This window comes from Actinoplanes lobatus (genome assembly GCF_014205215.1).
Taxonomy (GTDB): Bacteria; Actinomycetota; Actinomycetes; order Mycobacteriales; family Micromonosporaceae; genus Actinoplanes; species Actinoplanes lobatus.
This window is the reverse complement of sequence record NZ_JACHNC010000001.1, coordinates 745,851-769,876: the sequence shown is the minus strand read 5'-3', so window position 1 is coordinate 769,876 and position 24,026 is coordinate 745,851. Positions and strand designations below refer to the sequence as shown.

20 protein-coding genes are annotated in these 24,026 nt (G+C 72.7%); 11 read left to right on the top strand and 9 right to left on the bottom strand.

Annotated features, from left to right (window positions below; translation table 11 throughout):
* Nucleotides 1-36: 36 nt before the first annotated feature.
* The 3 genes from BJ964_RS03340 to BJ964_RS03330 form a co-directional block, all read right to left on the bottom strand.
* Entirely contained in the window at nucleotides 37-402 is a 366-nt protein-coding gene (locus BJ964_RS03340) for a DUF3037 domain-containing protein (RefSeq protein ID WP_203832473.1), read from the bottom strand.
* A complete protein-coding gene (locus tag BJ964_RS03335; protein WP_188119295.1) occupies nucleotides 399-1,121 on the bottom strand; it encodes a HipA family kinase in 723 nt (240 codons plus the stop codon). The genes BJ964_RS03340 and BJ964_RS03335 overlap by 4 nt, the downstream gene beginning before the upstream one ends.
* 1,503 nt (nucleotides 1,122-2,624) lie before the next feature.
* Entirely contained in the window at nucleotides 2,625-3,176 is a 552-nt protein-coding gene (locus BJ964_RS03330) for a hypothetical protein (protein ID WP_188119294.1), read from the bottom strand.
* A gap of 551 nt (nucleotides 3,177-3,727) precedes the next feature.
* On the opposite strand from BJ964_RS03330, the gene BJ964_RS03325 reads away from it, so the two are divergent.
* Nucleotides 3,728-4,075, top strand: coding sequence for a histone-like nucleoid-structuring protein Lsr2 (locus BJ964_RS03325; RefSeq protein ID WP_188119293.1), 348 nt, complete (start codon nucleotides 3,728-3,730; stop codon nucleotides 4,073-4,075).
* Nucleotides 4,076-4,514: 439 nt separating this feature from the next.
* On the opposite strand, the gene BJ964_RS03320 is transcribed toward BJ964_RS03325, so the two are convergent.
* Nucleotides 4,515-7,544, bottom strand: a complete 3,030-nt coding sequence (locus BJ964_RS03320) for a putative bifunctional diguanylate cyclase/phosphodiesterase (RefSeq protein WP_188119292.1) — start codon at nucleotides 7,542-7,544, stop codon at nucleotides 4,515-4,517.
* A 78-nt stretch (nucleotides 7,545-7,622) separates the two neighbouring features.
* Between BJ964_RS03320 and BJ964_RS03315 the strand changes: the two genes are divergently transcribed.
* Nucleotides 7,623-8,252, top strand: a complete 630-nt coding sequence (locus BJ964_RS03315; RefSeq protein ID WP_188119291.1) for a class I SAM-dependent methyltransferase — start codon at nucleotides 7,623-7,625, stop codon at nucleotides 8,250-8,252.
* Nucleotides 8,253-8,258: 6 nt separating this feature from the next.
* Here BJ964_RS03315 and BJ964_RS03310 read toward each other — a convergent pair whose 3' ends face one another.
* The 3 genes from BJ964_RS03310 to BJ964_RS03300 form a co-directional block, all read right to left on the bottom strand.
* Nucleotides 8,259-9,014: an ROK family protein gene (locus BJ964_RS03310; protein ID WP_188119290.1), complete on the bottom strand. Its 756-nt coding sequence runs from the start codon at nucleotides 9,012-9,014 to the stop codon at nucleotides 8,259-8,261.
* A 56-nt stretch (nucleotides 9,015-9,070) separates the two neighbouring features.
* Nucleotides 9,071-9,778 carry a dethiobiotin synthase gene (gene bioD / locus BJ964_RS03305; RefSeq protein WP_188126768.1) on the bottom strand — a complete coding sequence of 236 codons (708 nt, stop codon included), beginning with the start codon at nucleotides 9,776-9,778 and terminating at the stop codon, nucleotides 9,071-9,073.
* Nucleotides 9,779-10,164: 386 nt separating this feature from the next.
* The gene (locus BJ964_RS03300) at nucleotides 10,165-11,298 is read right to left on the bottom strand and encodes an 8-amino-7-oxononanoate synthase (RefSeq protein ID WP_188119289.1); all 1,134 of its coding nucleotides are present in this window, start codon (nucleotides 11,296-11,298) and stop codon (nucleotides 10,165-10,167) included.
* 84 nt (nucleotides 11,299-11,382) lie between these two features.
* Between BJ964_RS03300 and bioB the strand changes: the two genes are divergently transcribed.
* A complete protein-coding gene (gene bioB, locus BJ964_RS03295) occupies nucleotides 11,383-12,378 on the top strand; it encodes a biotin synthase BioB (protein WP_188119288.1) in 996 nt (331 codons plus the stop codon).
* Nucleotides 12,378-12,560 carry a biotin synthase auxiliary protein BsaP gene (bsaP, locus tag BJ964_RS49680; RefSeq protein ID WP_307838056.1) on the top strand — a complete coding sequence of 61 codons (183 nt, stop codon included), beginning with the start codon at nucleotides 12,378-12,380 and terminating at the stop codon, nucleotides 12,558-12,560. The genes bioB and bsaP overlap by 1 nt, the downstream gene beginning before the upstream one ends.
* Here bsaP and BJ964_RS03290 read toward each other — a convergent pair.
* Nucleotides 12,557-13,585, bottom strand: coding sequence for a GNAT family N-acetyltransferase (locus tag BJ964_RS03290; RefSeq protein ID WP_188119287.1), 1,029 nt, complete (start codon nucleotides 13,583-13,585; stop codon nucleotides 12,557-12,559). The two genes, bsaP and BJ964_RS03290, sit on opposite strands and share 4 nt — an antisense overlap.
* 87 nt (nucleotides 13,586-13,672) lie before the next feature.
* Nucleotides 13,673-14,383, bottom strand: coding sequence for an ACT domain-containing protein (locus BJ964_RS03285; RefSeq protein ID WP_188119286.1), 711 nt, complete (start codon nucleotides 14,381-14,383; stop codon nucleotides 13,673-13,675).
* A 317-nt stretch (nucleotides 14,384-14,700) separates the two neighbouring features.
* Here BJ964_RS03285 and BJ964_RS03280 point away from each other — a divergent pair, with 317 nt between their 5' ends.
* The 7 genes from BJ964_RS03280 to BJ964_RS03250 all read left to right on the top strand — a co-directional run bounded on the left by BJ964_RS03280 (nucleotide 14,701) and on the right by BJ964_RS03250 (nucleotide 23,955).
* The gene (locus BJ964_RS03280; RefSeq protein ID WP_229806550.1) at nucleotides 14,701-15,405 is read left to right on the top strand and encodes a pyrimidine reductase family protein; all 705 of its coding nucleotides are present in this window, start codon (nucleotides 14,701-14,703) and stop codon (nucleotides 15,403-15,405) included.
* 117 nt (nucleotides 15,406-15,522) lie between these two features.
* The gene (locus BJ964_RS03275; protein WP_188119285.1) at nucleotides 15,523-17,268 is read left to right on the top strand and encodes an ATP-binding protein; all 1,746 of its coding nucleotides are present in this window, start codon (nucleotides 15,523-15,525) and stop codon (nucleotides 17,266-17,268) included.
* 21 nt (nucleotides 17,269-17,289) lie between these two features.
* Nucleotides 17,290-18,444: an exonuclease SbcCD subunit D gene (locus BJ964_RS03270; RefSeq protein ID WP_188119284.1), complete on the top strand. Its 1,155-nt coding sequence runs from the start codon at nucleotides 17,290-17,292 to the stop codon at nucleotides 18,442-18,444.
* Nucleotides 18,441-20,933 carry an AAA family ATPase gene (locus BJ964_RS03265; protein ID WP_188119283.1) on the top strand — a complete coding sequence of 831 codons (2,493 nt, stop codon included), beginning with the start codon at nucleotides 18,441-18,443 and terminating at the stop codon, nucleotides 20,931-20,933. Before BJ964_RS03270 ends, BJ964_RS03265 begins: the two co-directional genes overlap by 4 nt.
* Nucleotides 20,930-21,901 carry a hypothetical protein gene (locus tag BJ964_RS03260; protein ID WP_188119282.1) on the top strand — a complete coding sequence of 324 codons (972 nt, stop codon included), beginning with the start codon at nucleotides 20,930-20,932 and terminating at the stop codon, nucleotides 21,899-21,901. The genes BJ964_RS03265 and BJ964_RS03260 overlap by 4 nt, the downstream gene beginning before the upstream one ends.
* Nucleotides 21,902-22,501: 600 nt before the next feature.
* The gene (locus tag BJ964_RS03255) at nucleotides 22,502-23,182 is read left to right on the top strand and encodes a sigma-70 family RNA polymerase sigma factor (RefSeq protein WP_188119281.1); all 681 of its coding nucleotides are present in this window, start codon (nucleotides 22,502-22,504) and stop codon (nucleotides 23,180-23,182) included.
* Nucleotides 23,179-23,955, top strand: coding sequence for a hypothetical protein (locus BJ964_RS03250; RefSeq protein ID WP_188119280.1), 777 nt, complete (start codon nucleotides 23,179-23,181; stop codon nucleotides 23,953-23,955). The genes BJ964_RS03255 and BJ964_RS03250 overlap by 4 nt, the downstream gene beginning before the upstream one ends.
* Nucleotides 23,956-24,026: the final 71 nt, after the last annotated feature.

Sequence of the window (24,026 nt, the reverse complement as noted above, 5' to 3'; positions counted from 1 at the left end):
TCAGTCTGCCGGGTTTGGTGGCCGCCGGGTGCCCCGTTACCGGACCAGCAGTTCCACGAGGCGCTCCAGTTCGGCCTCCGGCTCGGCGGTCAGGCCCATGTGGACCGGCCCGGCCCGCAGAATCGTGCTGCGCGGCGCCACCAGCCAGCGGAACCGCTCACCCTGCCGCATCTGCTCGGCCGCCCCGCTGCCGCCACAGGTCCGGTCCCAGGCGTCCAGCGCGGCCCGGATCGCCGCCACGTCGGCCGACGGGTCCAGCGCGAGCAGCCGGGACTCGTCCAGATGCGTCCGCGCGGACAGGAAGTCCCGCCGCTGGCAGTAGAGCAGCACCCCGACGTTGATCAGCTCACCGCGCTCGACCCGCGGCATGGCCTGGATGATCGCGTACTCGTACGGTGTCACGGCAGCCACGCCTCCGGCCGCTCGGCCCGGCGGGACAGATGGCTCAGGTAGGCGGCCCGGTCGCCGTTCTCCAGCCACTCCTGAGGCACCAGATCGATCACCTCGGCCAGCAGCTCCGGGGTGATCCGCGCGGCCAGCGCCGGGCCCTCGGTGGCGAGCCCGCTCGCGTACGGCCTCAGCACGTGGTCGTCCCACCGGTAGGGCCGGTGCACCACCTGCTCGGCACGCGCCCAGTTGTGGTGGAAGTAGAGCGTCGCCCCATGATCGATCAGCCAGAGCCGGCCGTGCCAGATCAGCAGGTTGGGGTTGCGCCAGCTGCGGTCCACGTTCTCCACGAACGCGTCGAAGGCGATGATCCGGCTGGCCAGCGCGGCGTCCACCGGGTGCGCCACCGGGTCGTACCCCAGCGAACCGGGCAGGAAGTCCATCCCCAGATTGCCGCCGGCGCTCGCCTTGATCAGCTCTTGGACCTCCTCGTCCGGCTCGGCGCGGGCCACCACCGGATCCAGTTCCACCCGGGCCAGCTCCGGCATCGGCAGCCCGAGCCGCCGCGCCAGCTCCCCGGCGATCACCTCGGCCACCAGCGCGCGCGGCCCCTGGCCCGCTCCGCGGAACTTGACCACATAGGTCCCGAGATCGTCCGTTTCGACGACACCGGGCAACGAGCCGCCCTCCCGCAGGGGCGTCACATAACGGATGGCGGTGACCTCACGCAACACGCCACCCACCCTACGGACCATGATCTCGTACGCGGTGCGCCGCCCCGCCCGACAGCGGCCGTCCCGCCCGCTCCACGCGAGCCGCTGCCCACCTCACGGCCGTGACGCGCCCGCCGGGCCGAAGCGCACCCTCACGCCGAACCGAGCCGCCGTCCTGCTTTCGGCTCGCTGAGCGGGTGGTCACGCCCTTGCCCGCCAGGCACCCGGGTTGCCTGCTTTCGGCTGTCACGCCCGGTCGCCCGGGGTGGATGGTCGCGCTTTCACGAGGGTGGGCGCGCACGGCGGCGGTGTCGTGGTCGCCTACGTGCCCTGTCGCGGCGATGGCCGCTCACGTGGCGGCGTTCGTGTGCTTTCACCGCCGAAAGTCCGGCCGGCCGGCACTCCGCGTGAGCGGGGACCCGGTTCGCCGGCTCTTGTGGAGGACAGAGGTAGCCAGCGAGCCTGCTTCTCGGTTGTGGGTGGCCGTGATGTCGAGTGGCGCAGTCGGATGGCTGCGGCGTCACCCCGACTCGCCGGCGATCTTGGGCGATGGTGGCTGTCGGGCCGATCTTGATTCCTGGTCGCTGCCCGGCGGCCGATCATCGCCCATGATCCATTTCCGCTGGAAGACCTTGGGTTATCGGATGCATCCGGGAGTCTTCTTCTTGGCTGCCCACGGCCGAGTCCGCAATCCCTCGTCCAGCGGACGCGTCACCCTGAGCGATCTTGGTCGATTTATCACCGTCTCGGGTGGCCAATCGTTCAAGATCGCAGAGCGTCGGCATGCAAAGCGGGCGAAACGGGCATCTGTTCCCCGCGAAAGCCCCATTTCCACCTAGCGCGGCGGATGGCGGCCCCTTCGCCGATTCGCCCGACCAGGCGCTTGACGTCGAACCGCAAACGCCCAAGGGGAAGACTCCAGGATGGCCGCAATGGCGCAAGATCGCGCGTTCGGTGACGATCACCCCAGATTCACATCGATGCCTGCGGATGACTCGCGCGACCGGCGGTGACCGGCCGAATCTCGCGGCGAAGGCGGGAAGCACGCGAACAGGCGACGTGACATCCGCCCCCGGCGACAACCGAGAAAGAGGCTCCAGGGCGGCACGGATGAACCACGCGCCTTCTCGCACTCATGTCATGGTCACGGTGAGTGACTTTCGGCGGCCGTGGTCGGCGCAACGGCTCGGAGTGGGCAACCCGGTGCCTGGGTGGCAAGACTGCGACCACACGCTCAGGGCGACCGGCGTCACGGCCGTGAGCGGGCGCCCCGTGCCTGGCCGCCCGCCCAGGGTGACCGAAAGCAGGACGGGTGAGTCGGCCGTGACCGGCGGCAGGCACCGGTGGTGGCGACTGGCCGGGCCCGCCCGGCCACCGATCTGCGCCCGGCGGGCGCGGCACCGGCTGGAGCGGGCAGCAAGCGCGCGCCGACCGGACGGGACGGTCCTGATGAGGCGGGGCGAGGACACGCGTACCGGAAAAAGGAGCTGGAAGCGGAACGCGGACCTCGGCCACGAAAGATCTCTAAGCCTCCGGTCCGCGGCGGCGGAGCTCGTCGACGCGGGTCATGGCGGAGCGCAGCTCCTCCAGCCAGTCCTCGGTGTGCCGGCCGACCAGCTTCACGCACCAGGCCAGCGCCTCGGAGCGGGAGCGGGCCACACCGGCGTCGACCAGGGTGTCGAGGACCTGGCGTTCGGGCTGGCGCAGCCGGGTCATCACCGGTGCGGACAGATGGGTGAAGAGTTCCGAGGTCTCCCCGCATCGGGTGCCCCAGGCGACCTTGCGCTGGTAGCGGTGCTCGACCTGGCGGGCGACCCGGATCCGGGCCTCGCGGGTCTCCTCCCGGAACCCGGAGATCCGCCCGGCCTGGCCCGCGGCGCGGTCGGCGTCGGTGGCGTCCTCCGGCAGGTCGGGCCGGGGCAGGCGGCCCCAGATGATGATCTCGTCTCGGTCGATGACGACCTCGGGTGCCTCGGTGAACCAGCTGTCGGGGACCGCGCCGGTGATCCAGGCGGCGGCGTCGTCGGCGTTGGGTGGCTCGGTGCGCCCACCGGGCGCGGCGAATCGGACTGGCATGACAACCTCCTCGCTTACCTGATTACATGCTTACAACCTTTCGCGCCGCTCCGCCAGACCTGTCGGCGGAGGAGGTGGGGGAGTGAGTACTCGACGTTGGTCGGGCGGCGGGAGGGCCGCCTGTCGGGCGAGGTGTGCCCGCCGCGGGCGGCGGTGGGAGGGCCGCGGGGTGTGGCCGCGCGGCGTCGACGGGCCAGAGAGCCCGCGTGCGGCGCGCGATGGGATCGCGTGGCAGGATGGGCCGGATCATGGACCGGGAAACGGCGAACCGCCCCGGCACCGGAGGATCGGCGACGAGGCGGCTCGGGTCTGCGGGCCATCGCGGGGGATGGCGGCGTGGGAGCGCTCCCACCACGAACGTTACCGCATATTCACAGGTCTGAAAAGCCCCCTCGGCCGACGGCGCGATGGGCCCGGCAATTGCGACATGCCAGAACGGGCAATTTGCACTGGCCACCACCAGGGCGACAGAATGAATGCGATGACGACCATTCGCGGCCAGGACCGGGGCGGGCGTCAGCCTAATGACGTCGCTGTAGGAGCGAACAACCATGGCCAAGCAGATAATTACCGTTCTGACCGACGACCTCGACGGGGGTGAAGCCGACCGCACCGTCGAATTCGGTCTCGACGGGGTCAACTACACCATCGACCTCTCCGAAAAGAACGCCGGTAAGCTGCGTAAAGCCCTGGAGCCGTTCCTCTCCGCGGCCACGCGCCTGGGTCGCAACGGCAACGTTCCGGCCACTGCCCGGCGGGCCGTCGCGGCCGTGTCGAGCCGTTCCAGCCGGGACCAGAACCAGGCTATTCGTGAGTGGGCGAACAAGAACGGCTATCCGGTCTCCGAGCGTGGCCGGATCCCGAGCAACGTGGTCGAGGCGTACCACAACAAGCGCTAGAGCGCTCCGCGGCGGCGCCGTCCGGGTTTCCGGGCGGCGCCGTTGCCGTCTCTTGTGGACGGTCCGGACCCGCCCTGACCTGAGCGGCGGTCTTCGATAGCCGGTGCGATCGGCGTCATTTCGGTTCCGGTGCCCGGGAACGAGCCGGCCGCCGGCCGGGGAAAGTCGCGCGCGGGGCCTGGGAAAGGCCGGCCGCTAAAGGGGCGTTAACCGGCGGGGAATGAGACGGTACCGGACCGACGTAGCCGCGGCCGGCGGGAACCCTCCGGACCTTCGCCGATGGCCGCTCCGGCGGGCCGGAAAGGGTATCCGGCGGCGCCCGGGGACTGGAAAACGGGGGCCGGCCCATCCGTGCGGAAAGCGCCCGGCCGGAAATGGCCGGGGATTCGGCGTGGCCGCCGGGCGTACGCGAAACCTGTGCGGGGTCGACCCGTATCGATCAGACGGCTATCTGCTGGGTGCTGCGCAGCCAGGCCAGCACCTCGGTGGGGCCGAGCGGGCTGGAGAAGAGGTAGCCCTGGCCGAGCGGGCAGCCGAGGCGGACCAGCACCTCGCGATGGGTGGGGCTCTCGATGCCCTCGGCGATGACCGTGAGGCCGAGCGACTGCGCCAGGCTCACGATGCCGCTGACCAGGGCCATCGGCTGCGGGCTGGAGACCATGTCGTCGATGAACGTCTTGTCGATCTTGATGATGTCGATCGGGCGCTGGCGCAGGTAGCCGAGCGACGAGTAGCCGGTGCCGAAGTCGTCGATGGCGATCCGGACGCCCATCTCCCGCAGCGCGCCCAGATCGGTCCAGATCCGTTCGTCGTCCTTCACCAGCAGGGTCTCGGTGATCTCCAGCATCAGGCCGTGCGGCGGCACGCCGGTGTGCGTGAGCGCGGCCCGGACCTGCTCGACGAACCCGGACTCGCGGAACTGCCGGACCGAGACGTTGACGCTGACGTACGGGGCCTGGCCGGCCGGCAGGATGCGGCGCCACTCGGCGACCGTGCGCAGCGCCTCCTCCAGCACCCAGCGGCCCATCGGCAGGATCAGCCCGCTCTCCTCGGCGACCTCGATGAACTCCTCCGGCGTGACGATCCCGCGCTTCGGGTGGTGCCAGCGGACCAGCGCCTCGAACCCGACCGCCATGCCGCTGGGCAGGTCCACGATCGGCTGGTAGTGCAGCAGGAAGTGGCCCTCGTTGACGGCGTGGTCCAGCGCCGACCGCAGTTCCAGGCGCTGCACCATCTCGTCGTGCAGGTGCGCCTGGTAGCGGCGCCACTGGTTCTTGCCGGCGCCCTTGGCCACGTACAGGGCCAGGTCGGCCTGGCGTAGCAGCTCGTCGGCGTCGTTGCCCTCGGGGGTGGTGGTGATGCCGATGCTGGCCGCGGCGTACAGGGGCTTGGCGTCGGTGGCGATCGGCTCGGTCAGGGCCGTGAAGATCCGGTTGGCGGTCTCCTCCACGGCGCCCGGGTCGTTGACGTTCTCCACCAGGGCGGCGAACTCGTCACCGCCGAGCCGGGCCGCCGTGTCGTCGGCCCGCAACGCCCCGGCGATCCGGTGCGCCACCGCGATCAGCAGCTGGTCGCCGACCGCGTGCCCGAGGGTGTCGTTCACGATCTTGAAGTCGTCCAGGTCGATGAAGAGCACGCCGATCACCGAGCCGTCCCGGGCGCTGCGGGCCGCCGCGTGCCGCAGCCGGTCGTTGAACAGCACCCGGTTCGCCAGACCGGTCATCGCGTCGTGGAACGCCTGATGGGTCAGCTCGTTCTGGAGGCGCCGCTGCTCGGTCACGTCCCGCATCGTGATGACCAGGGCGGACACCGTCGGGTCGGCCCGCAGGTCCCGGCATTGCAGTTCGAGCAGCACCTCGGTGCTCCGGTTGCCGCGCGCCCGGAAGTCCGGCTGCTCGTCCAGCTGGTGACCGCTCCGGACCGCGGTCAGCACCTCGCCCAGCCGGTCCCGCTCGCCCGGGTGGATCACCTCGGGCAGGAAGTAGCCGGTCGGGTCACCGCCGAAGACACCGATCGCGGACGGGCTGGCGTACCGGATCCGGTCCTGCTCGTCGACGATCGTGATCACGTCGGCGGTGTTCTGGACCAGGGTCCGGAAGTACCTCTCGCTGTTCTGCCGGGTCACCTCCTGCCCGAGCGCGATCCGCTCCAGGGCCAGCGCCACCTGACCGGCCAGCACCTCCACCGACCGCTGCAACTCCAGCAGCGCCCAGGTCGGGGCGCCCACGTGCAGCACGCCGACCAGCGGGTCGCCGGCCGGCCGGTCCTTGAGCACCATGGGGCAGCGCAGTGTCCTGGTGAACTGGGTGAGGCGTACCGCCACCGCCCAGTCCACGTCCCGGGTGGTGACCAGGCGCGCGGCGGTGCCGGTGGCCCGGTCCACGGCGGCCTGCGCCACCGCCTCCGGCGACTGCGGCTCGGCCTGCGCGATCGCGATCGCCAGCACCACCCCGTTCGGCACGTCGCCCGGGATGAGCTGGGCCACCGCGGTGCGTACGGCCAGTCCCACCGCCTCCACCTCGGCGGCCGACACCAGCGCCGCGGACGCCTCCCGCAGCGCCCGCTCCCGGGACATCGCCTTCCGGTGGTTCGACATGATTCCGGCCATCCGGGCCAGCACCAGCGCCATCATCAGCGTGCTCAGCGCGGCCACCACGGTCAGGCCCGCGTACTGGCCGTCCCGGAACATCTTCACCAGCAGCACGGTCGGGGCCACCATGGCGGCCACCCCGAGCAGCGCCAGCCGGGCGTGACTCGTCTCGGTGGGCGGCGACTCGGCCGGGCGGGTCAGCTCCGCCATCGACGGGATCAGCGCCGCCATCCCGGCCGCCGTGTAGAGGGCCAGAAGCCCGTACCCGGAAGCCCGGGCCACGTCGGCGGCGAGCAGCGCCACCACTCCGGCGCCCAGGATGTAGCCGGGCGCCACCAGGCGGCCGGGCATGGTCGCGAGCCGGACCAGCAGGCCCAGGCAGAGCAGGTCGGCGACCGGCATGGCGACCTCGGTCCAGCCGGTCGCGACCGAGCTCTCCAGGCGCGGGCCGACCACGAAGGTCCAGATCAGCAGCGCCACGCCGGAGGTGACCATGAGCGCGTCGAGCAGCCCGGCCCGGTCCCGCGAGGAGCTGGTCCGCCGGTCCACGAACCCGGCCAGCGCCACCGCCAGGGCCGCGTAGCCGACCAGCAGGAGCGCCGTGCCGGCCGGCTCGAGCCAGGGCAGCCGGTCGGTGAGGAAGGCCGGGGCGCCGGCGGCCGCGCCACCGAGCGCGGACAGGCCGACCGCGCCGGCCAGGACCCACCACGGGCGTACGTCGTCCGGGTGGCTGCTGCGGATACCGAGGGTCAGCGCCACCACGGCGGAGACGCCGGCGATCAACAAGAGCGGAGCCCGCAGCGCCGGCTGCAGCCCGAAGGCCACGGCGAGCACCACCATCCAGGCGCCGAAGATGGTGGCCGGCCACCGTGTCGGCATCCCGCTCCCTCCGACGTTCTCCCCTGTCCTGATCGGCCCGGTCGCCGGGCCTCTGAGCGGCAACGGCACAATCGGTGGGTGCTTCTGGAGTTCGTCCACGCCCACACGGTCCTGGCGCCGGTCCCGTTCGTCCCCGAGGTCTCGCTCTACCAGGCAGAGGACTCGATCGCCCTCTGGGAGGCGACCGAGGCGGCCGGCACGCCGCAGCCGCCGCCGTTCTGGGCGTTCGCCTGGGCCGGCGGGCAGGCGCTGGCCCGGCACATCCTGGACGAGCCCGACCTGGTCGCCGGGCGCAGCGTCCTCGACCTGGCCACCGGCTCCGGACTGGTCGCGGTGGCCGCGGCCCGGGCCGGCGCGCGACCGGTCGTCGCCAACGACATCGACCCGATGTCGCTGGCCGCCGCCCGGGCCAACGCCGACGCCAACGGCATGCCGGTGGAGACCGTCGAGGCCGACCTGCTGGACAGCGACGACCGGTACGGCGTCGTCCTGGCCGGCGACGTCTTCTACAGCCGGGAGATGGCCGGCCGGGTCCTGCCGTTCCTGCGCCGTGCCGCCGCCCGTGGCTCCCTGGTCCTGGTCGGCGATCCGGGCCGCGCCTACCTGCCGGAGGGCCTGATCCGCCGCGCCGAGTACGACGTCCCGGTGGTCGAGGACCTGGAGAGCGTCCCGATCCGCCGGACCACCGTCTGGCAGGTCACGACCTAGCCGGTCCTAGGCGACCTGGCCCAGCGTCCAGGCGCGGACGCCGCCGACGATGCCCGCCGTGTTCGGCACCACCACCACGTCGTCGCCCATCCGGGCCAGCTGTGCGGGGGTGATCAGGCGGGAGTTGCCGCCGCCCAGGTAGACCCGGTCCCACAGGAAGACCGGGCGCAGCCCCTCCACCACGTTGCGGACCCGGCGCGACCAGAGCGCGTCACCGAGGCGGCGGCGCTCGTGCTCGCCGATGTACGTGTCGTAGGACATCCCCCACCGCACCGGGGCCTGCGACATCTCCAGGTGCGGGGCCAGCTCGCCGCCGTCGAAGAGGGCGCAGCCCAGCCCGGTGCCGAGGGTCAGGACCAGCTCGCAGCCGGTGCCCGCGACCACCCCGCAGCCGTGCACCTCGGCGTCGTTGAGCACCAGCGTGGGCAGCCCGAACGCCTCGGCCAGGGCGGTCCGCGCGTCGAACCCCCGCCACGCCTCGAACAGCTCCGGGTCCACCCGGGTCCGCGGGCCGCTGCGGGTCACGTAGTGCGGGGTCGCCACCACCACGCCGTGCCGGATCATCCCGGGCATGCCGACCGTGACGCGATCCGCGTTCGGCAGCTGGTGACCCAGATCGACGAGCGTCTTGACGAACAGGTCGGGCGAGAGCGGGTAAGGGGTGGGCACCCGGATCGGGTGTGCCCGCATGGTCCCGGCCTCGTCGAGGACCGATCCCTTGATCCCGCCACCGCCGCAGTCGATCGTCAAGGTGAATGCCACTCGGCCAGTGTGCATGCGCGACACCTCCCCCGGTGGTAATTGTGCCGGGTGTCCGGTCAGCCCGCCTCTTCCGCCCAGACGCGCCAGCTGTCCAGAACGCCGTACAGCGCCGGGGTGAGCCAGCCGGGCGCGGACCGGCGGAAGACTCCGGGATCCATCGATCCGGCGCCCGCCGGCAGGGCGCCCACCAGGTGCGGGACCAGTTCGCCCAGGTTGGCCCAGTGGACCAGTTCGGGTTCGGCCGGCCAGGCGCCGAGGATCACCCGGGCCGGGACGCCGCGACGGTTCAGCGCCTCCAGGGTGAGGGCCGTGTGGTTCAGCGTGCCGAGCCCGGCGCGGGCCACCACGATCATCCCGCAGCCCAGCGTGGTGCCCAGGTCGGCGAACGTCCACGCCTCCCCGGACGGGCGCACGCCCATCGGCACCAGCAGGCCGCCGGCGCCCTCGACCAGCACCAGGTCGTGTTTCTCCGCCTCGGCCCGGACCGCGTCGACCACGTCGAACAGGTCCAGCGGGGGCAGCCCGGCCACCTTGGCGGCGGCCAGCGGGGCGAGCGGCTCCGGGAACTCGGACAGCGTGCGCACGGTCTCCGGACCGGCCAGACGGGTCACCACCTCGGCGTCGGTCGGCATGCCGGTGGCGATGCCGGTCTGACCGGGTTTGATCACGGCCACGCGGAGGCCGGCGGCCTGGGCGGCGGCGGCCATCGCGGCGGTGGCGATGGTCTTGCCGACCTCGGTGTCGGTGCCGGTGACCAGCACGATCCCGCGCCACTCGTCGCTGTCGGCCCGGCTCGGCCGCGGCGTCTCCCGCGTCTCGACGGGCGCTTCCGCTTCGGGGCCGGCCTCGGGCTCGGCGGAAGGCCCGGCGGGCTCGGCCGCGGGCTCGGCGGGTTCGGAGAGGGATTCGGAGGAGGGCTCGGTGGGGAGCGAGGCCTCCGGTTCACCGGCGGCCTCGGCCGGGGTCACGCTCACCACCGGCGAGGGTACGGCCGGAGCGTGCCCACCACCGTGGGCCTGCAACGGGTCGGGGGCCGTCGTCACCGTCCGCCGGGCCGGGCCGGTGGCGACCGGCAGGCCGTGGCCGCCGCCGCGGTGCGGGGGGACCAGCGAGAGGTGGGTGGGACGGGACGCCTGAGGGGGGTCGGCGGTCATGGTGCGCACTCCAGGATCACGGTCAGGGCTCGGGCGAAATCCGTCTCGGGGACGCCCGCGTTCACGGTCAGCCGCAGGCGCGAGCTGCCGTCCGGTGTCGACGGTGGCCGGAAGCAGCCGACCGCGACCCCACGGTCCCGGCAGTCGGCGGCCCACGCCACGGCGGCCTCCGGCCCGGGCGCCGGAACCGACAGCACCCCGGCCGCCGGATCGCGGGCGGGCAGCCCCGCCTCCCGGAGCCGGGCGGCGATCCGGGCGCCGCGCTCGAACAGCACGGCCCGCCGGTCGTCGGCCGCCCGGGCGATGCCGACGGCGGCCAGCACCCCGGCCACCACGGCCGGCGGCGGCGCCGTGTCGTAGATGAAGCTGCGGCCCGTGTCGATCAGGTGGCGGACGAACGCCGCCGGCCCGGCCACCACGCCACCGGCGCCGCCGAGCGATTTGGACAGTGTCGCCGTGACGATCACGCCGGGCGCGCCGGCCAGCCCGGCGGCCGCGACCCCGCCCGCGCCGGTCGGCCCGAGCAGGCCGAGGGCGTGCGCGTCGTCGACGATCAGCAGCGCGCCGTGGGCCGCGGTCACCTGGTGCAGGGCGGCGAGCGGGGCGAGGTCGCCGTCGACCGAGAAGACCGACTCGGTCACCACGGCGGCCCGGCCCGGATGCGCTTCGAGGATCGCGGCGACGGCGGACGGGTCGTTGTGCGGCGACACCCGCACCGGCAGACCGGAGATCCGGCAGCCGTCGATCAGGGAGGCGTGGTTGTAGGCGTCCGACACCACCAGGTCGCAGACCGCGCCGACGGCCCGGACCACGGCCAGGTTGGCCAGATAGCCGGACGAGAAGAGCAGGGTGGACTCGGCGCCCAGCCAGCCGGCCAGCGCCTCCTCCAGCTCGGTGTGCGGGCCGGTGGAGCCACGGACCAGCCGGGAACCGGTGGCGCCCAGCCCGTACCCCTCGAGGGTCTGACGCGCCGCGGCGATCACCCGGGGGTGGGCGGAGAGGCCGAGATAGTCGTTGCCGGCCAGATCGACGACGGTGTCGCCGGCGGCGCGCGGCCGCAACTGACGGGTGAGCCCCGCCTTGGCCCGCTCACGGGCCAGGCTGTCCAGCGCCTCCAACCAGTCCGCCAAGACACCCCCAGTGATCACGAGAATGGGAAACTATCACCCAGCACCGACAGTCCTGCCGGCCTGTGAACTCTGTAGGGTACGGGCATGTCTGACATCCTCGACCGGGCCAGGGCCCGGGTGCTCGACGAAGGTTCCGGCCTGGCCGAGGCGGACATTCTGGAGATTCTGCGCCTGCCCGACGAGGCGCTGCCGGAGCTGTTGCAGCTCGCCCACGACGTCCGGCTGAAGTGGTGCGGCCCCGAGGTCGAGGTCGAGGGCATCGTCTCGCTGAAGACCGGCGGCTGTCCCGAGGACTGCCACTTCTGCTCCCAGTCGGGCCTGTTCGCGTCCCCCGTCCGGGCCGTCTGGCTGGACATCCCGTCCCTGGTGGAGGCCGCGAAGCAGACCGCTGCCACCGGTGCGAGCGAGTTCTGCATCGTGGCCGCCGTCCGCGGGCCGGACAAGCGGCTCATGGAGCAGATGCGCGCCGGGGTCGCGGCCATCCGGGAGGCGGTCGACATCCAGGTCGCCGCCAGCCTCGGCATGCTCAGCCAGGAGCAGGTCGACGACCTGGTGGACATGGGCGTGCATCGCTACAACCACAATCTGGAGACCTGCCGGTCCTACTTTCCCAACGTGGTGACCACCCATTCGTGGGAGGAGCGGTGGGAGACGCTGAGGATGGTTCGCGAATCCGGCATGGAGGTCTGCTGCGGCGGCATCCTCGGGCTGGGCGAGACCGTCGAGCAGCGGGCCGAGTTCGCCGCCCAGCTCGCCGAACTGGACCCGCACGAGGTGCCGCTGAACTTCCTGAACCCGCGGCCCGGCACCCCGCTGGGCGACCGGCCGGTGGTGGAGGGCAAGGACGCGCTGCGCGCCATCGCCGCCTTCCGGCTGGCGATGCCCCGGACCATCCTCCGGTACGCCGGGGGCCGTGAGATCACCCTCGGTGACCTGGGCACCCGGGACGGGCTGCTCGGCGGCATCAACGCGGTGATCGTCGGCAACTACCTCACCACGCTGGGCCGCCCGGCGACCGCCGACCTGGAGCTGCTGGCCGACCTGAAGATGCCGGTCAAGTCCCTGTCGGCGACCTTCTGATGTTCTGCGACCGGTGCGGGCTCCCGGCGGCCGACGGTGACCACACGGGTTGCGCGGCGGCACGTGCGCTGGAACCGCCCCGGTTCTGCGCGCAGTGCCGCCGCCGGATGAAGGTGCAGGTCGTCCCCACCGGATGGACCGCCACCTGTGTGGAGCACGGCGTCCGGACGGGCCAGGCCTAGGCCGACGGCGCCGGGGTCTCCCGGGCGGCCGGCATCGTGACGCTGACCATCGCGCCGTCGCGCTCGAAGGCGTGCGCCCCGAGCCGCCGCAGCGTGCGCAGCATCGCCACGTTGTCGCTCGCGATGTGCGCCACCACCGCGCCGAGGCCGGCCCGCTCGGCGTGCGCGTGCAGCCGGCGCAGCAGCGCGGTGCCCAGGCCGCGGCGCTGCCAGCCGTCCTCCACCAGGACGGTGGCCTCACCGAGGTCGCCCTCGACGAACAGTGTCGCCGTCGCCGCCACCGACCCGCCCGGGGCCACCGCCAGCAGGGTGACCCCGCGGGACGGCTCCAGGAGGCGGCGCAGCCGGGCCTCGCCGGGGATCCCGCCCGGATAGCGGTGGCGCAGCGTGGCCGGCGAGCACTCCTCGTGCAGGTCGCGGACGGCGGGCAGATCGTCCGGCCCGGCCGGGCGGAGCACCAGCTCGGAGCCGTCCGGCAGGAGCAGGGACACCTGCTCCCGCTGCAACCGGTGGACCGAGGCGGCAACCTCGACCAGCGCCTGCGCCCGGGCGAACTCGGCCGGGGTGAAGGCGGGCAGCGCCCGGAGCACCTCCAGGCAGCCACCCGCCGGGTCGATCAGCGTCATCCGGCCACCGTGGAACCCGGGCCCGTCGGAGGCGGACGCCGGCCGCCAGCGCACGTCGGTGGCGTCCAGCAGGGCGACCAGGGACTCGCCGAGGGAATCCGGCTCGTGCACCAGGCGCCCGGCCAGCGCCAGACCGCGGGTCGGCTGGTCGGCCAGGCCCTCCGCCTCGGCACGGGCGACGAACGCGTCCCGCCCGCGGCCCTTGACCACCGCCGCCATCAGGTCGGCCTCGGTGAGCGCGTCCGGCGCGTCCACCAGGAAGTCGTCGACCGCGCCCTCCTCGGTGGTGTGCACCTGGACGGCGAGGATGTTCACCGACCGCAGAGCCAGGCTCGCGGTCAGCACCGAGAGGTAGCCGGGACGGTCGTCGACCGTGGCCCTGATCCGCCACAACGCCATGCGGGCACTCCTTTCCTCCGCCCTCAAGAGTGCACCGGCGTTGTTGCGCGAATATTGCCTTCACCAGCGGTTACCGGGTCAGGAGCATCACACCTGGGTGGCCCCGGCGGGCGTGCCGACGGCGTCCAGACGGTCGCCGAGGATGACCGCGGCGGCCCGGACCAGCTGGGCGACCCGGTCCACCTCGGTCACGTGGAAGGCGGCGGCGGGCAGGTCGTCGTCGTCGGCACGGGCGACGACCAGCACCAGCCCGGCCCGGCCGAAGGGGGCCACCGCGTACCGTGCGCCGCCCGGCTCGGCCATCGGGCGGGCCCGCAGCGGGGTGACCTCGGGCAGGTGCAGCGGGGACGGGGCACGCCAGCTCGCGTAGACCGACCGCGGCTCGCTGCCGCCGCCGGCGCCGCTGCGGGCCGCCCAGTCGGCCGGCACCATGGCGGCCGCGGCCCAGTCGGCGGCCAGCAGGCCGGGCACCGCGTCGACCAGGGTGGCCAGGCCGTCCACCGGGTTCGCCGCGACCTGGGCGAGCAGTTCGGCGTCGTGGCCGCCGTTGACCGGTGCTCCTATCGCCTTCCACACCCCGTCGACCTGCACGCCCGGAATGGCGGCGAGACCGGCGAGGAGGCGCTCGACGCGGGTGGCGCCCGGCCACACCACGGTGAAGTCGTCGACGGCGCGGCCGCCGAGCCGTTCCAGCACCACCACCTGGACGATGTCCGCGCCGGCCACCCCGAGGGTGCGCGCGACCTGGCCCAGAGCGCCGGGACGGTCCGGCAGAGTGACTCGAACCCGCAGCAACATGAAACTCCTCCCGTCGCGACGGCCGGTGGCGCCGTCCTGCGATCAACACCTTGCACATCCGGCGTTTCGGACCCGTTGCACGGCCGTGTCCCGGCCGTCAAGCTGCAGCTTTATGCCCGAAATCACAACGTCAGGGTAGGAGTTCGCGATGTTCGGAGAACTGTGCAGGTCGGGTGTCGGACAGTGCCGTAGGGTCGGCACATGATCTGCGCAGCCTGCCGGCAGCGGCGGCACGACGACTGCCGCGGCGGTTCGTGGTGCGACTGCCAGCACCGCGAGCCCGAGCCGGTCCCGCCGGTCACCGGTCCGCCCGGTCCGTGAATCTCGACCCCGCAGCGCTCGCCACCCACTATCCGCGTGCCGAGCGGCCCGTCCTCCGGGTGAACTTCATCGCCAGCGCCGACGGCGCGGTCTCCGTCGACGGCCTCTCCGCCGGCCTCCAGGGGCCCGGTGACAAGGAGGTCTTCGACACCCTGCGGATGGTCTGCGACGCCCTCGTGGTGGCGGCCGGCACGGTCCGCGCCGAGGGCTACGACGCCCTGCGGCCGACCCCGTCCGCGCGGGCCTGGCGGGTCGCGCACGGGCTGCCCGAGTTCCCGCTCATGGTGATCGTCTCCGGCTCCCTCGACCTGGACCCCGCACAGCTGGTCTTCTCGGACGCCCCGATTCCACCGGTCGTGCTGACCCACCGGGCCGCCCCCGATTCCCCGATCCGCGAGGTCGCCGAAATCATCCCCACGGGTGACACCGAGGTCGACCTCGCGGCCGGGCTGCGGCTGCTGCACGAGCGCGGCGCCACCCAGCTGCTCTGCGAGGGCGGGCCGGGGCTGCTGGGCTCGATGATCGCCGCCGATCTGGTCGACGAGCTGTGCCTCACGGTCGCGCCGCTGCTGGTCGGCGGCCCGGCGGGCCGCATCGCGCACGGACCGCCGTCTCCGCCTCGCCCGATGTCCCTGCGGCACGCGCTCATCCACGGGGACATGCTTTTCCTGAGGTACGTGCGGAGCACGCTTCATTTTTGAGGCCTGCCCGGAGCGCCTGATTCAGGAAAGCAAGATCTTGTGCATAACTCTGTGGATGGACCCCACAGCTTGTGGACAACCCGGGGCGCGGGCATTTTGTCGTACCTCTGAGGCACGATGATCGGCGTGTCTGACGAAACTTCCCCCGTCGGCCGGGTGCTGGGCACCGCGGACGCCACCCCCTTGCAGTTCTGGACGGCCGTGACCCCCGGCAGCTACCTCCAGCTCGACGACGTCGTGGTGACCCGCCGTGACCTTCCGGACCGCGAGCCGGTGACGATCGCCGGGGTGGTCACCCAGGTGCGCGCCCGGCACGAGGGGGCCCAGTTCGACTCGGACGTGTTCGCCATCGCCGAGGGCACCCTGCCCGCGATGGTGCAGGAGGCCGCCGAGATCACCACCACCCGCGTCGACCCGGAGCTCTACGTTCCGCCCGCCCCCGGCGCGGTGGTGCACCGGGCCACCGGCGAAGCCCGCGACGCCGCGCTGCACTTCGACCGGATGGAGCGGCGGGTCCCGATGGGCACCGGGCGCGACGGGGTGCCGGTCTTCCTGAACGCGGACTTCCTCGACGGCACCCGCGGCGCCCATGTGTCGATCTCCGGCATCTCCGGCGTGGCCACCAAGACCAGTTTCGCCACGTTCCTGCTCTACTCGGTGTTCCGGTCCGGTCAGCTGGGCGCCGACGGGACCAACGCGCGGGCGCTGATCTTCAACGTCAAGGGTGAGGACCTGCTCTTCCTGGACCACCCGAACACGAAGCTGGACGACACGACCCGCGCGGCGTACGCGCATCTCGGTCTCCCGGCCGCGCCGTTCCCGGACGTCCGGGTCTACGCCCCGCCGCGCGCCGGCGACTCGTCCGGCGCGCCGGACGTGGCCAGCCGCCTCACCGGTGTCGACGCGTTCTACTGGACGCTGGCCGAGTTCTGCGAGAAGAAGCTCCTGCCGTACGTGTTCGCCGACGCCGACGACGAGCGCCAGCAGTACACGATGGTGGTCCACTCGGTCACCGCCCACCTGGCCCGGTACGCGGTCCCGGCCGAGGGCGGCATCAGCATCGACGGGCAGCGGATCAGCTCGTACCAGGATCTCGTGGACCACGTCGTCGAGCAGCTGACCGACGACGAGACCCGGTCCACCTGGGCCGGCAGCGCGGTCAACATGGGCACGGTCAACGCCTTCGCCCGCCGGCTGATCGGCAGCAAGCGGGACCTGTCCCGGCTGATCCGCGGCGATCTGGCGCAGCGCCGGCCGCACCAGATCAAGACCGCGGACAGCGCCCAGGTCACCGTGGTCGACCTGCACAACCTGCCGGACCGGGCGCAGCGGTTCGTGGTCGGCGTGACGCTGAAGACCGAGTTCGAGGAGAAGGAGAAGGCCGGCACCGGCCGCCCGCTGCTCTTCGTGGTCCTCGACGAGCTGAACAAGTACGCACCCCGCGAGGGCTCCTCCCCGATCAAGGAGGTGCTGCTCGACATCGCCGAGCGCGGCCGCTCGCTCGGCGTGATCCTGATCGGCGCCCAGCAGACCGCGAGCGAGGTGGAGCGGCGGATCGTGACGAACTCGGCGATCCGGGTGGTGGGCCGGCTCGACCCGGCCGAGGCGTCCCGCCCGGAGTACGGCTTCCTGCCCCCGGCCATGCGCCAGCGCGCCCTGCTGGCCCGGCCCGGCACGATGTTCGTCAACCAGCCGGACATCCCGGTCCCGCTCTGCGTCGAGTTCCCGTTCCCGGCGTGGGCCACCCGCAAGTCGGAGTCGGGGCCGCCGCCGGCCGAGACGCTGCGGTCGATCGTGCAGGGCGCCGACCCGTTCGCGGTGATAGGCGGCCGACCAGGGGCCGACGACGACATTCCGTTCTAGGGATCGGACTAGGGTTCAGCGATGCGCATCCTGCACACCTCCGACTGGCATGTCGGGAAGGTTCTCAAGGGCAAGGACCGTCGTGACGAGCACCGGCGAGTGCTCGCCCAGGTGATCGAGATCGCCCAGGCGGAGAGACCCGATCTGGTGATCGTGGCGGGCGACCTCTACGACACGGCGGCGCCGACCGCTGACGCCACCAAGCTGGTGACCCGGGCGCTCTCCGCCCTGCGCCGGACCGGCGCCCGGGTGGTGGCGATCGGCGGCAACCACGACAACGGGGCCGCTCTCGACGCGTTGCGGCCGTGGGCCGACGCCGCCGGGATCGAGCTGCGCGGGTCGTACCCCCAAGGTGATCTGAATGATCTTCTGATCGAGGGCGTCACCGAGGGTGGCGAGCGGTGGCGGCTGGTCGCCCTGCCGTTCCTCTCCCAGCGGTACGCGATCCGTGCCGCCGAGATGTACGAGCTGACCGCCGCCGAGGCCAACCAGACGTACGCGGATCTGGTGGCCCGGCTGATCGCCAAGCTCAGCGAGCCGTTCGCCGAGCCGGGCGCGGTCAACCTGCTGACCGCCCACCTGACGATCGTCGGGGCGAGCACCGGCGGCGGCGAGCGTGAGGCGCACACCGTCATGGGCTACGCGGTGCCGGCCACGGTCTTCCCGCCGAACGCGCACTACGTGGCCCTCGGTCACCTGCACCGGACCCAGTCGGTGATCTCGCCCTGCCCCACCCGCTATTCGGGCAGCCCGCTCGCCGTCGACTTCGGCGAGGAGGAGAACGTCTGCTCGGTCGCGATCGTCGACGTCTCCACCGACAAGGCGGCCCACGTCCGGGACGTGCCGGTCACCTCGGCGCTCACCCTGCGGACCGTGCGCGGCACCCTGGAGCAGCTCGCCACGGTGAACCTTCCGGACGCCTGGCTGCGTGTCCTGGTCCGGGAGGCGCCGAGGCCCGGCCTCCGGGAGGACGTGCAGGAGCTGCTGCCCAACGCGCTGGAGGTGCGCATCGACCCGGACATGCTGCCGAGCCGGTCGGGCGCGCGGTCGGCGGAGCGGGCCGGCCGTTCCCCACGTGAGCTGTTCGGCGACTATCTGGACAGTCGCGGCAACGCCGAGGAGGGCGTCCGCGAGCTCTTCGACCAGCTGTACGACGAGGTGAGCAGCAACAAATGAGGCCATTAAGGCTGGACATGGCCGGATTCACGGTGTTCCGTGACCAGACCACCGTGGACTTCACCGACGCCGACTACTTCGCCCTGGTCGGCCCGACCGGTTCGGGCAAGTCGACGGTGCTGGACGCGATCTGTTTCGCCCTCTACGGCACGGTTCCCCGGTGGGGCGGCGTCCGGGGCATCGGCAACGCGCTGGCCCCGTCGGCGTCCGAGGCCCGGGTGCGGCTGGTGTTCGAGTCGGCGAACAACCGGTTCGTGGCGACCCGGGTGGTCCGGCGGGACGGCCGGGGCAACGTGAAGACGGCGGGAGCCGGGCTGCAGCTGATGCCGCCCGGCTTCGACGTCACCAAGCTCGACACCGGCATGGACCTGGCCGATCTCGGCGAGGTGCTGGCCGGCACCCCGGCCGAGATGGACGCCGCGGTGCTGGAGGCGGTCGGCCTGCCGTACGAGCAGTTCACCAGCTGTGTGGTGCTGCCGCAGGGCCAGTTCGCCGACTTCCTGCACGCCAAGCCGGCCACCCGCCAGCAGATCCTGGTCAACCTGCTGGGCCTGCACGTCTACGAGGAGGTGCAGGCCAAGGCGACCGATCGGGGCCGTGCCGCGGAGGCCAAGCTGACCGTGGTCGAGCAGCAGCTCGGCACGCTGGAGGACGCCACCGACTCCTCGGTCGAGGCGGCCGCCGGGGAGCACTCGCGGATGCGGGAGCTGACCGCCGCCGTGGAGGCGGCCGTGCCGGGGCTGCGTACCGCCCGGGAGGCGGAGACCGCCGCCGCCGAGTCGCGGGACGCGCTCGACGCCGAGCTGGCCGCCCTGGGCTCGGTCCGGGTGCCGGACGGGCTGACCGAGGTGTCCGGCGCGATCGCCGCGGCCCGTGACGCGGCCACCCGTGCGGCCGACGAGGTGCACGCCGCCGAGGAGGCCGAGGAGAAGATCCGCGGCGAGCTGGCCGCGGCCGGTGACCCGGGCCGCCTGCGGGTGGCCCTCGACCGGCACACCGAACTGGCCCGGCTGATCGAGCAGGAGGAGTGGTTCGCCGGCAAGGTGTCGGTCGCCGAGGTCGAGCACCGGGACGCGGTCGCCGCCGCCGATCTGGCGCACGCCCACCACGTCGGCGCCCAGCAGCTTCTGGAGCAGGCCCGGCAGGACTACCGGGACGCCCAGCAGCGGGACCGCGCGGCCGCCTTGCGCGGCCATCTGACCGCCGGCGACGCCTGCCCGGTCTGCGAGCAGACGGTGACCGAGGTGCCGGAGGTGCCCCGGGAGTCGGCGGTGCGGATCGCCGAGGCGGCCGGCAACGCCGCCAAGGACGAGGCGGAGAAGGCGACCGCCCGGTGGCGTGAGCGGGACGCGGTGGCCCGCAACGTGGCGAACGATCTGGAGCGCAAGCGCGGCCAGTACGAGCACCATCTGACCCGGCTCGCCGAGGTGCGCCGGGCGGTGGAGGGCCTGCCCGGGGTGGAGGCGCTCCAGCAGCGCCTGGCCGAGCTGGGCGAGCTGCAACGGCGCCTGGAGGACGCGGCCGCCGCGGTCAAGGTCGCCCGGGACGGGCACCGTAAGGCCCAGGCCCTGGTCCGGACGGCGGAGGAGCAGCAGCGGGCGGTCTGGCAGCGGTTCGACGCGACCCGCGACGGCCTGGCCCGGTTCGTGCCGCCGCCGGCCGACCGGGACGACCTGGCCGGCGCCTGGCGGGCTCTGGTCGACTGGGCGGCCGCCGAGCACGGCCGGCGTCTTGCTGCCCGGGCGGAGGCGGAGGCGGCCGTCCAGGCGGCCCGCGCCTCGACCGTCCGGGTGCACGAGTCGATCGTGGAGCTGTTCACGGCTTCCGGGGCGGCGGCGCCCACCGGCCAGGTGGGCGAGTCGGGGCTGATCCGGGCCGCCGCGGTGGCGGCCGAGCGGGCCGGTGCGGCGTGGGAGCGGGCCACCGAGCGGCGTGAGCTGGCCCGGGCCGCCGCCGAGCAGCGGGGGGCGTTGCAGTGGGAGAGCCGGGTGGCCAAGTCGCTGGCCGGGCACCTGCGGGCCAACAACTTCGAGCGCTGGCTGCTGGAGGAGGCCCTCGACCTGTTGGTCGACGGCGCCTCCCGGATTCTGCGGGAGCTCACCGGCGGACAGTACGAACTGATGCACGAGAAGGGCGAGTTCTACGTCGTGGACCACCACGACGCCGGGCTGCGCCGCGGCGTGCGGACGCTCTCCGGCGGCGAGACGTTCCAGGCCTCGCTGGCCCTGGCGCTGGCCCTCTCCGAGCAGCTCGCCGGGATGAGCACCACGGCGGCCAGCCTGGAGTCGATCGTCCTGGACGAGGGCTTCGGCACGCTGGACGCGGCCACCCTCGACGTGGTCGCCGCGACCCTGGAGAACCTGGCGGCCCGCGGCGACCGGATGGTCGGCCTGGTGACCCACGTGCACGCGCTGGCCGAGCGGGTGCCGGTCCGGTTCGAGGTGCGCAAGGACGCGCGTACCGCCCATGTCGAGAGGGTCGGCCTGTGACCAGAGTGTTCGTCGACGCGTGGGACCCGTCCTACGGCGCGTCGTTCGAGGGAGGCGACGGCGGCGCCGGGCCGGGGTCGTCCAGCAGCGCCCAGGTGGACATCGAGGTCGAGGTGCCGGCCGCCGAGTGGGCGCCGATCGGCGTGTCGGCCGGCGCCCGGGTGCCGGACGTGGTGTTCCTGGTCGACGGGGTGCGGCGCAACGACGCCCAGGTGTGGACGGCGGAGGACGACGGCACCACGTACGCCGGGCTGGCCGCCTCGTTCGCGGCCGGCGTGGTGCGCTGCGACCTGGCCCGCGGGGCGGCCGAGCTGGCCGTCGCCCGGGTCAGCCGGGGCCTGTTCACCGCCAGCCCGTCGCTCGGTGACGTCCGCGCCGGGACGGTGCGCTACGAGGTGCACCGGGTCAGCGGCCCCGGTGAGGCGAGCAAACTGCCGGCCGCCGTGCAGGGGCCGCTCACCGCGCTGGAGATCGAGATCTCGTCGGCCGCGCGGGACAGCGGCTCGGACGGGACCGACCTGCTGATCGTGGACGGTCCGCTGCGCAACCGGCGGCAGCTGCCCCGCACCATCGGGTACGTGAAGACCCAGCAGAAGCACTATCTGCCGGCCGCGCAGGAGGCGATCGTGCCCCGGCTGCGCCCCGGCCAGCGGACCCCGGTCTTCCAGATCGGCACGGTCTGGGGCGGCTGGTCGTGGTATCTGAGGTTGCCCGGGTCGTCGGGCGCGCCGTGGTCCGGGATCGTCCGGGTGGAGTGTTCGCCCGAGCTGTCCCCGGAGCAGGCGATCGAGCTGGCCGAGGTGTCGCTCGCGACGCTGCCCCGGTTCGCCTCGTCGGCGTACAAGGATCCCCGCGCGCCCCAGAACCTGGTGCCGATCGCGGGCCTGGAACGCCGTCTGCGGGGCCTGCTGGGCGACGCCCGGGTGCTGCACCGGGCGCTGGCCCGCGACTCGGCACGGGCGTTCTGAGGGGGCGTGCCCACTTGCTGGGCGCGCGATCTCAGAACCGATCCCGGCATCTCATTCAGTGGGACGCTGATCCGGGTCCCGGGTCTTTGTCCGCGCGGACGGCCGGGGCGCTCACCGTGGAGGTCGGTGACCGGCTGTCGCGTGGCGTGCGAATTCGGGCACGGTCCACCGCCCGATCAGGGGGATCGGCTGTTGGGAGCGCTCCCGGACGGGTGTCGCCCGAAAGGGGCCGACCGGCATTCCGGCATCACCCGATCGGCTCACCGGGGTTCCTATTAGCCGCACATTACGCACCTGTGGCAACGCAGCGGAATCGCTTGTTCACGCTGCGAGATCACGCTCTCTCGGCGCCTCCGAGAATTATTCTCAGGGACATGTCCAGGGCCGAATGTCACTGAGTATCATTCCGGCTTACCTGGCGTCCCAATCGGCGTTGATCAATACGGAGGGTGATCGGCGGCTGGTGCGCCGTCCCGACCACGAACGCAGCGGAGGACCGTTGAGACCGAGTGCCCCGGAAAATCTCGCCCCGGCTTTGATCCCGGCAGGGCTCCCCGGCCGTATCTCAGGCGACGGGGAAGGGTCCGGGCGGAGGTATCGATGCATGCGGTGGTCGAAGAGCGGCTCGCGCCGGAGAGGGTGCGCGTGATGGCACGGCAACACTCCGGTGGCAGGTGGCAGGCTCTGGACGGTGGCAACCAGCGCGACCAGGGCACGGTGATCCCGCGGCAGGGCGCGCGGCACGAGGCCGCTCCGAGCAGTTCTCCCAGCCACGAGGACACCCTCGTGCGGACGCTCTACGAGGAGCACGCGGGCCCGCTGCTGATGTTCGTGCTGCGGCTGACCGGTGGTGACCGGCAGCGCGCCGAGGACATCGTGCAGGAGACCCTGCTCCGGGCCTGGCGCAACGCGCACCGGCTCGGCGCCCAGGGCCAGCAGTCGCTGCGCCCCTGGCTGGTCACCGTGGCCCGGCGGATCGCCATCGACGAGCATCGCAGCGCCAACGCGCGCCCCGCCGAGACGTACGATCGGGAGCTGGAGAGCTTCCCGACCACGTCCGACGAGACCGACAAGGTCCTGCAGTCGATGACCGTGTCCGACGCGCTCCGGCAGTTGAGCCACTCGCACCGGGAGATCCTGATCGAGACGTACTTCCGCGGCCGTACCGTGCCGGAGGCCGCCGAGGCGCTGAACCTTCCGCTGGGCACGGCCAAGTCGCGGGTGTACTACGCGCTGCGCGCACTGCGTACCGCGTTGCAGCAGCGGGGGGTGACCGAATGACGCAGGAGCAGCACTACGACGTCGCCTCGTACGCCCTCGGCATCCTCGACGACCGCGATGCCGCCCAGTTCGAGGACCACCTGATCGACTGCGCGCAGTGCGCGTACGAGCTGGAGTCGTTCGTCCAGGTGGCGGACGTCCTCTCGACCGTGGACGCGGAGGCCTTCGTGGCCGCCGAGCGGGCCGAGCGCGACGGCGCGGTCCTGAACCGCATGATGCGCGAGGTCGGCGTGGAGCGGCAGCGGGCCAACAGCCGCCGGCTCTACTCGCTGGCCGCCGCCGTGGTGGTCTTCGCCATGCTGTCCATCGGCGCGCTGTTCGCGGGCGGCCGGTGGCTCGCACCGGACCAGGCGGCCTCGACCGAGACGAGCGCCCAGGGCGGCGGCAGCCAGCTGGACCAGCTGCCGAGCGCCGACGGGGTGGCCATCGGTGGCACCAAGCTGCCCGGCGACAACTACAGCGGCACCAACAACCGGACCAACGTGGCCGCCGCGGTCGGCCTGCTGAAGAAGGACTGGGGCACCCAGGTCTCCTTCGCGGTCGCCAACATCAGCGGGCCGAAGACGTGTGCCCTCTTCGTGGTGCGCACCGACGGCACGGCCGAGAAGGTCGCCGACTGGACGGTCAACGAGGACGGCTGGGGCACCGCCGCCAACCCGACCCCGTTGATGCTCCAGGCGGTCACCGCCACCCCACGGGACCAGATCGCGCACGTCCAGGTCCAGGAGATCACCTCGACCGGTGCCGGCGAGACGCTGGTTCGCGTTCCGTAACCGTACGACCACGAAAAGGTCCGGTCGCCCATGCGGCCGGGCCTTTTTCGCGTGCCGGGTCATCACTTTAC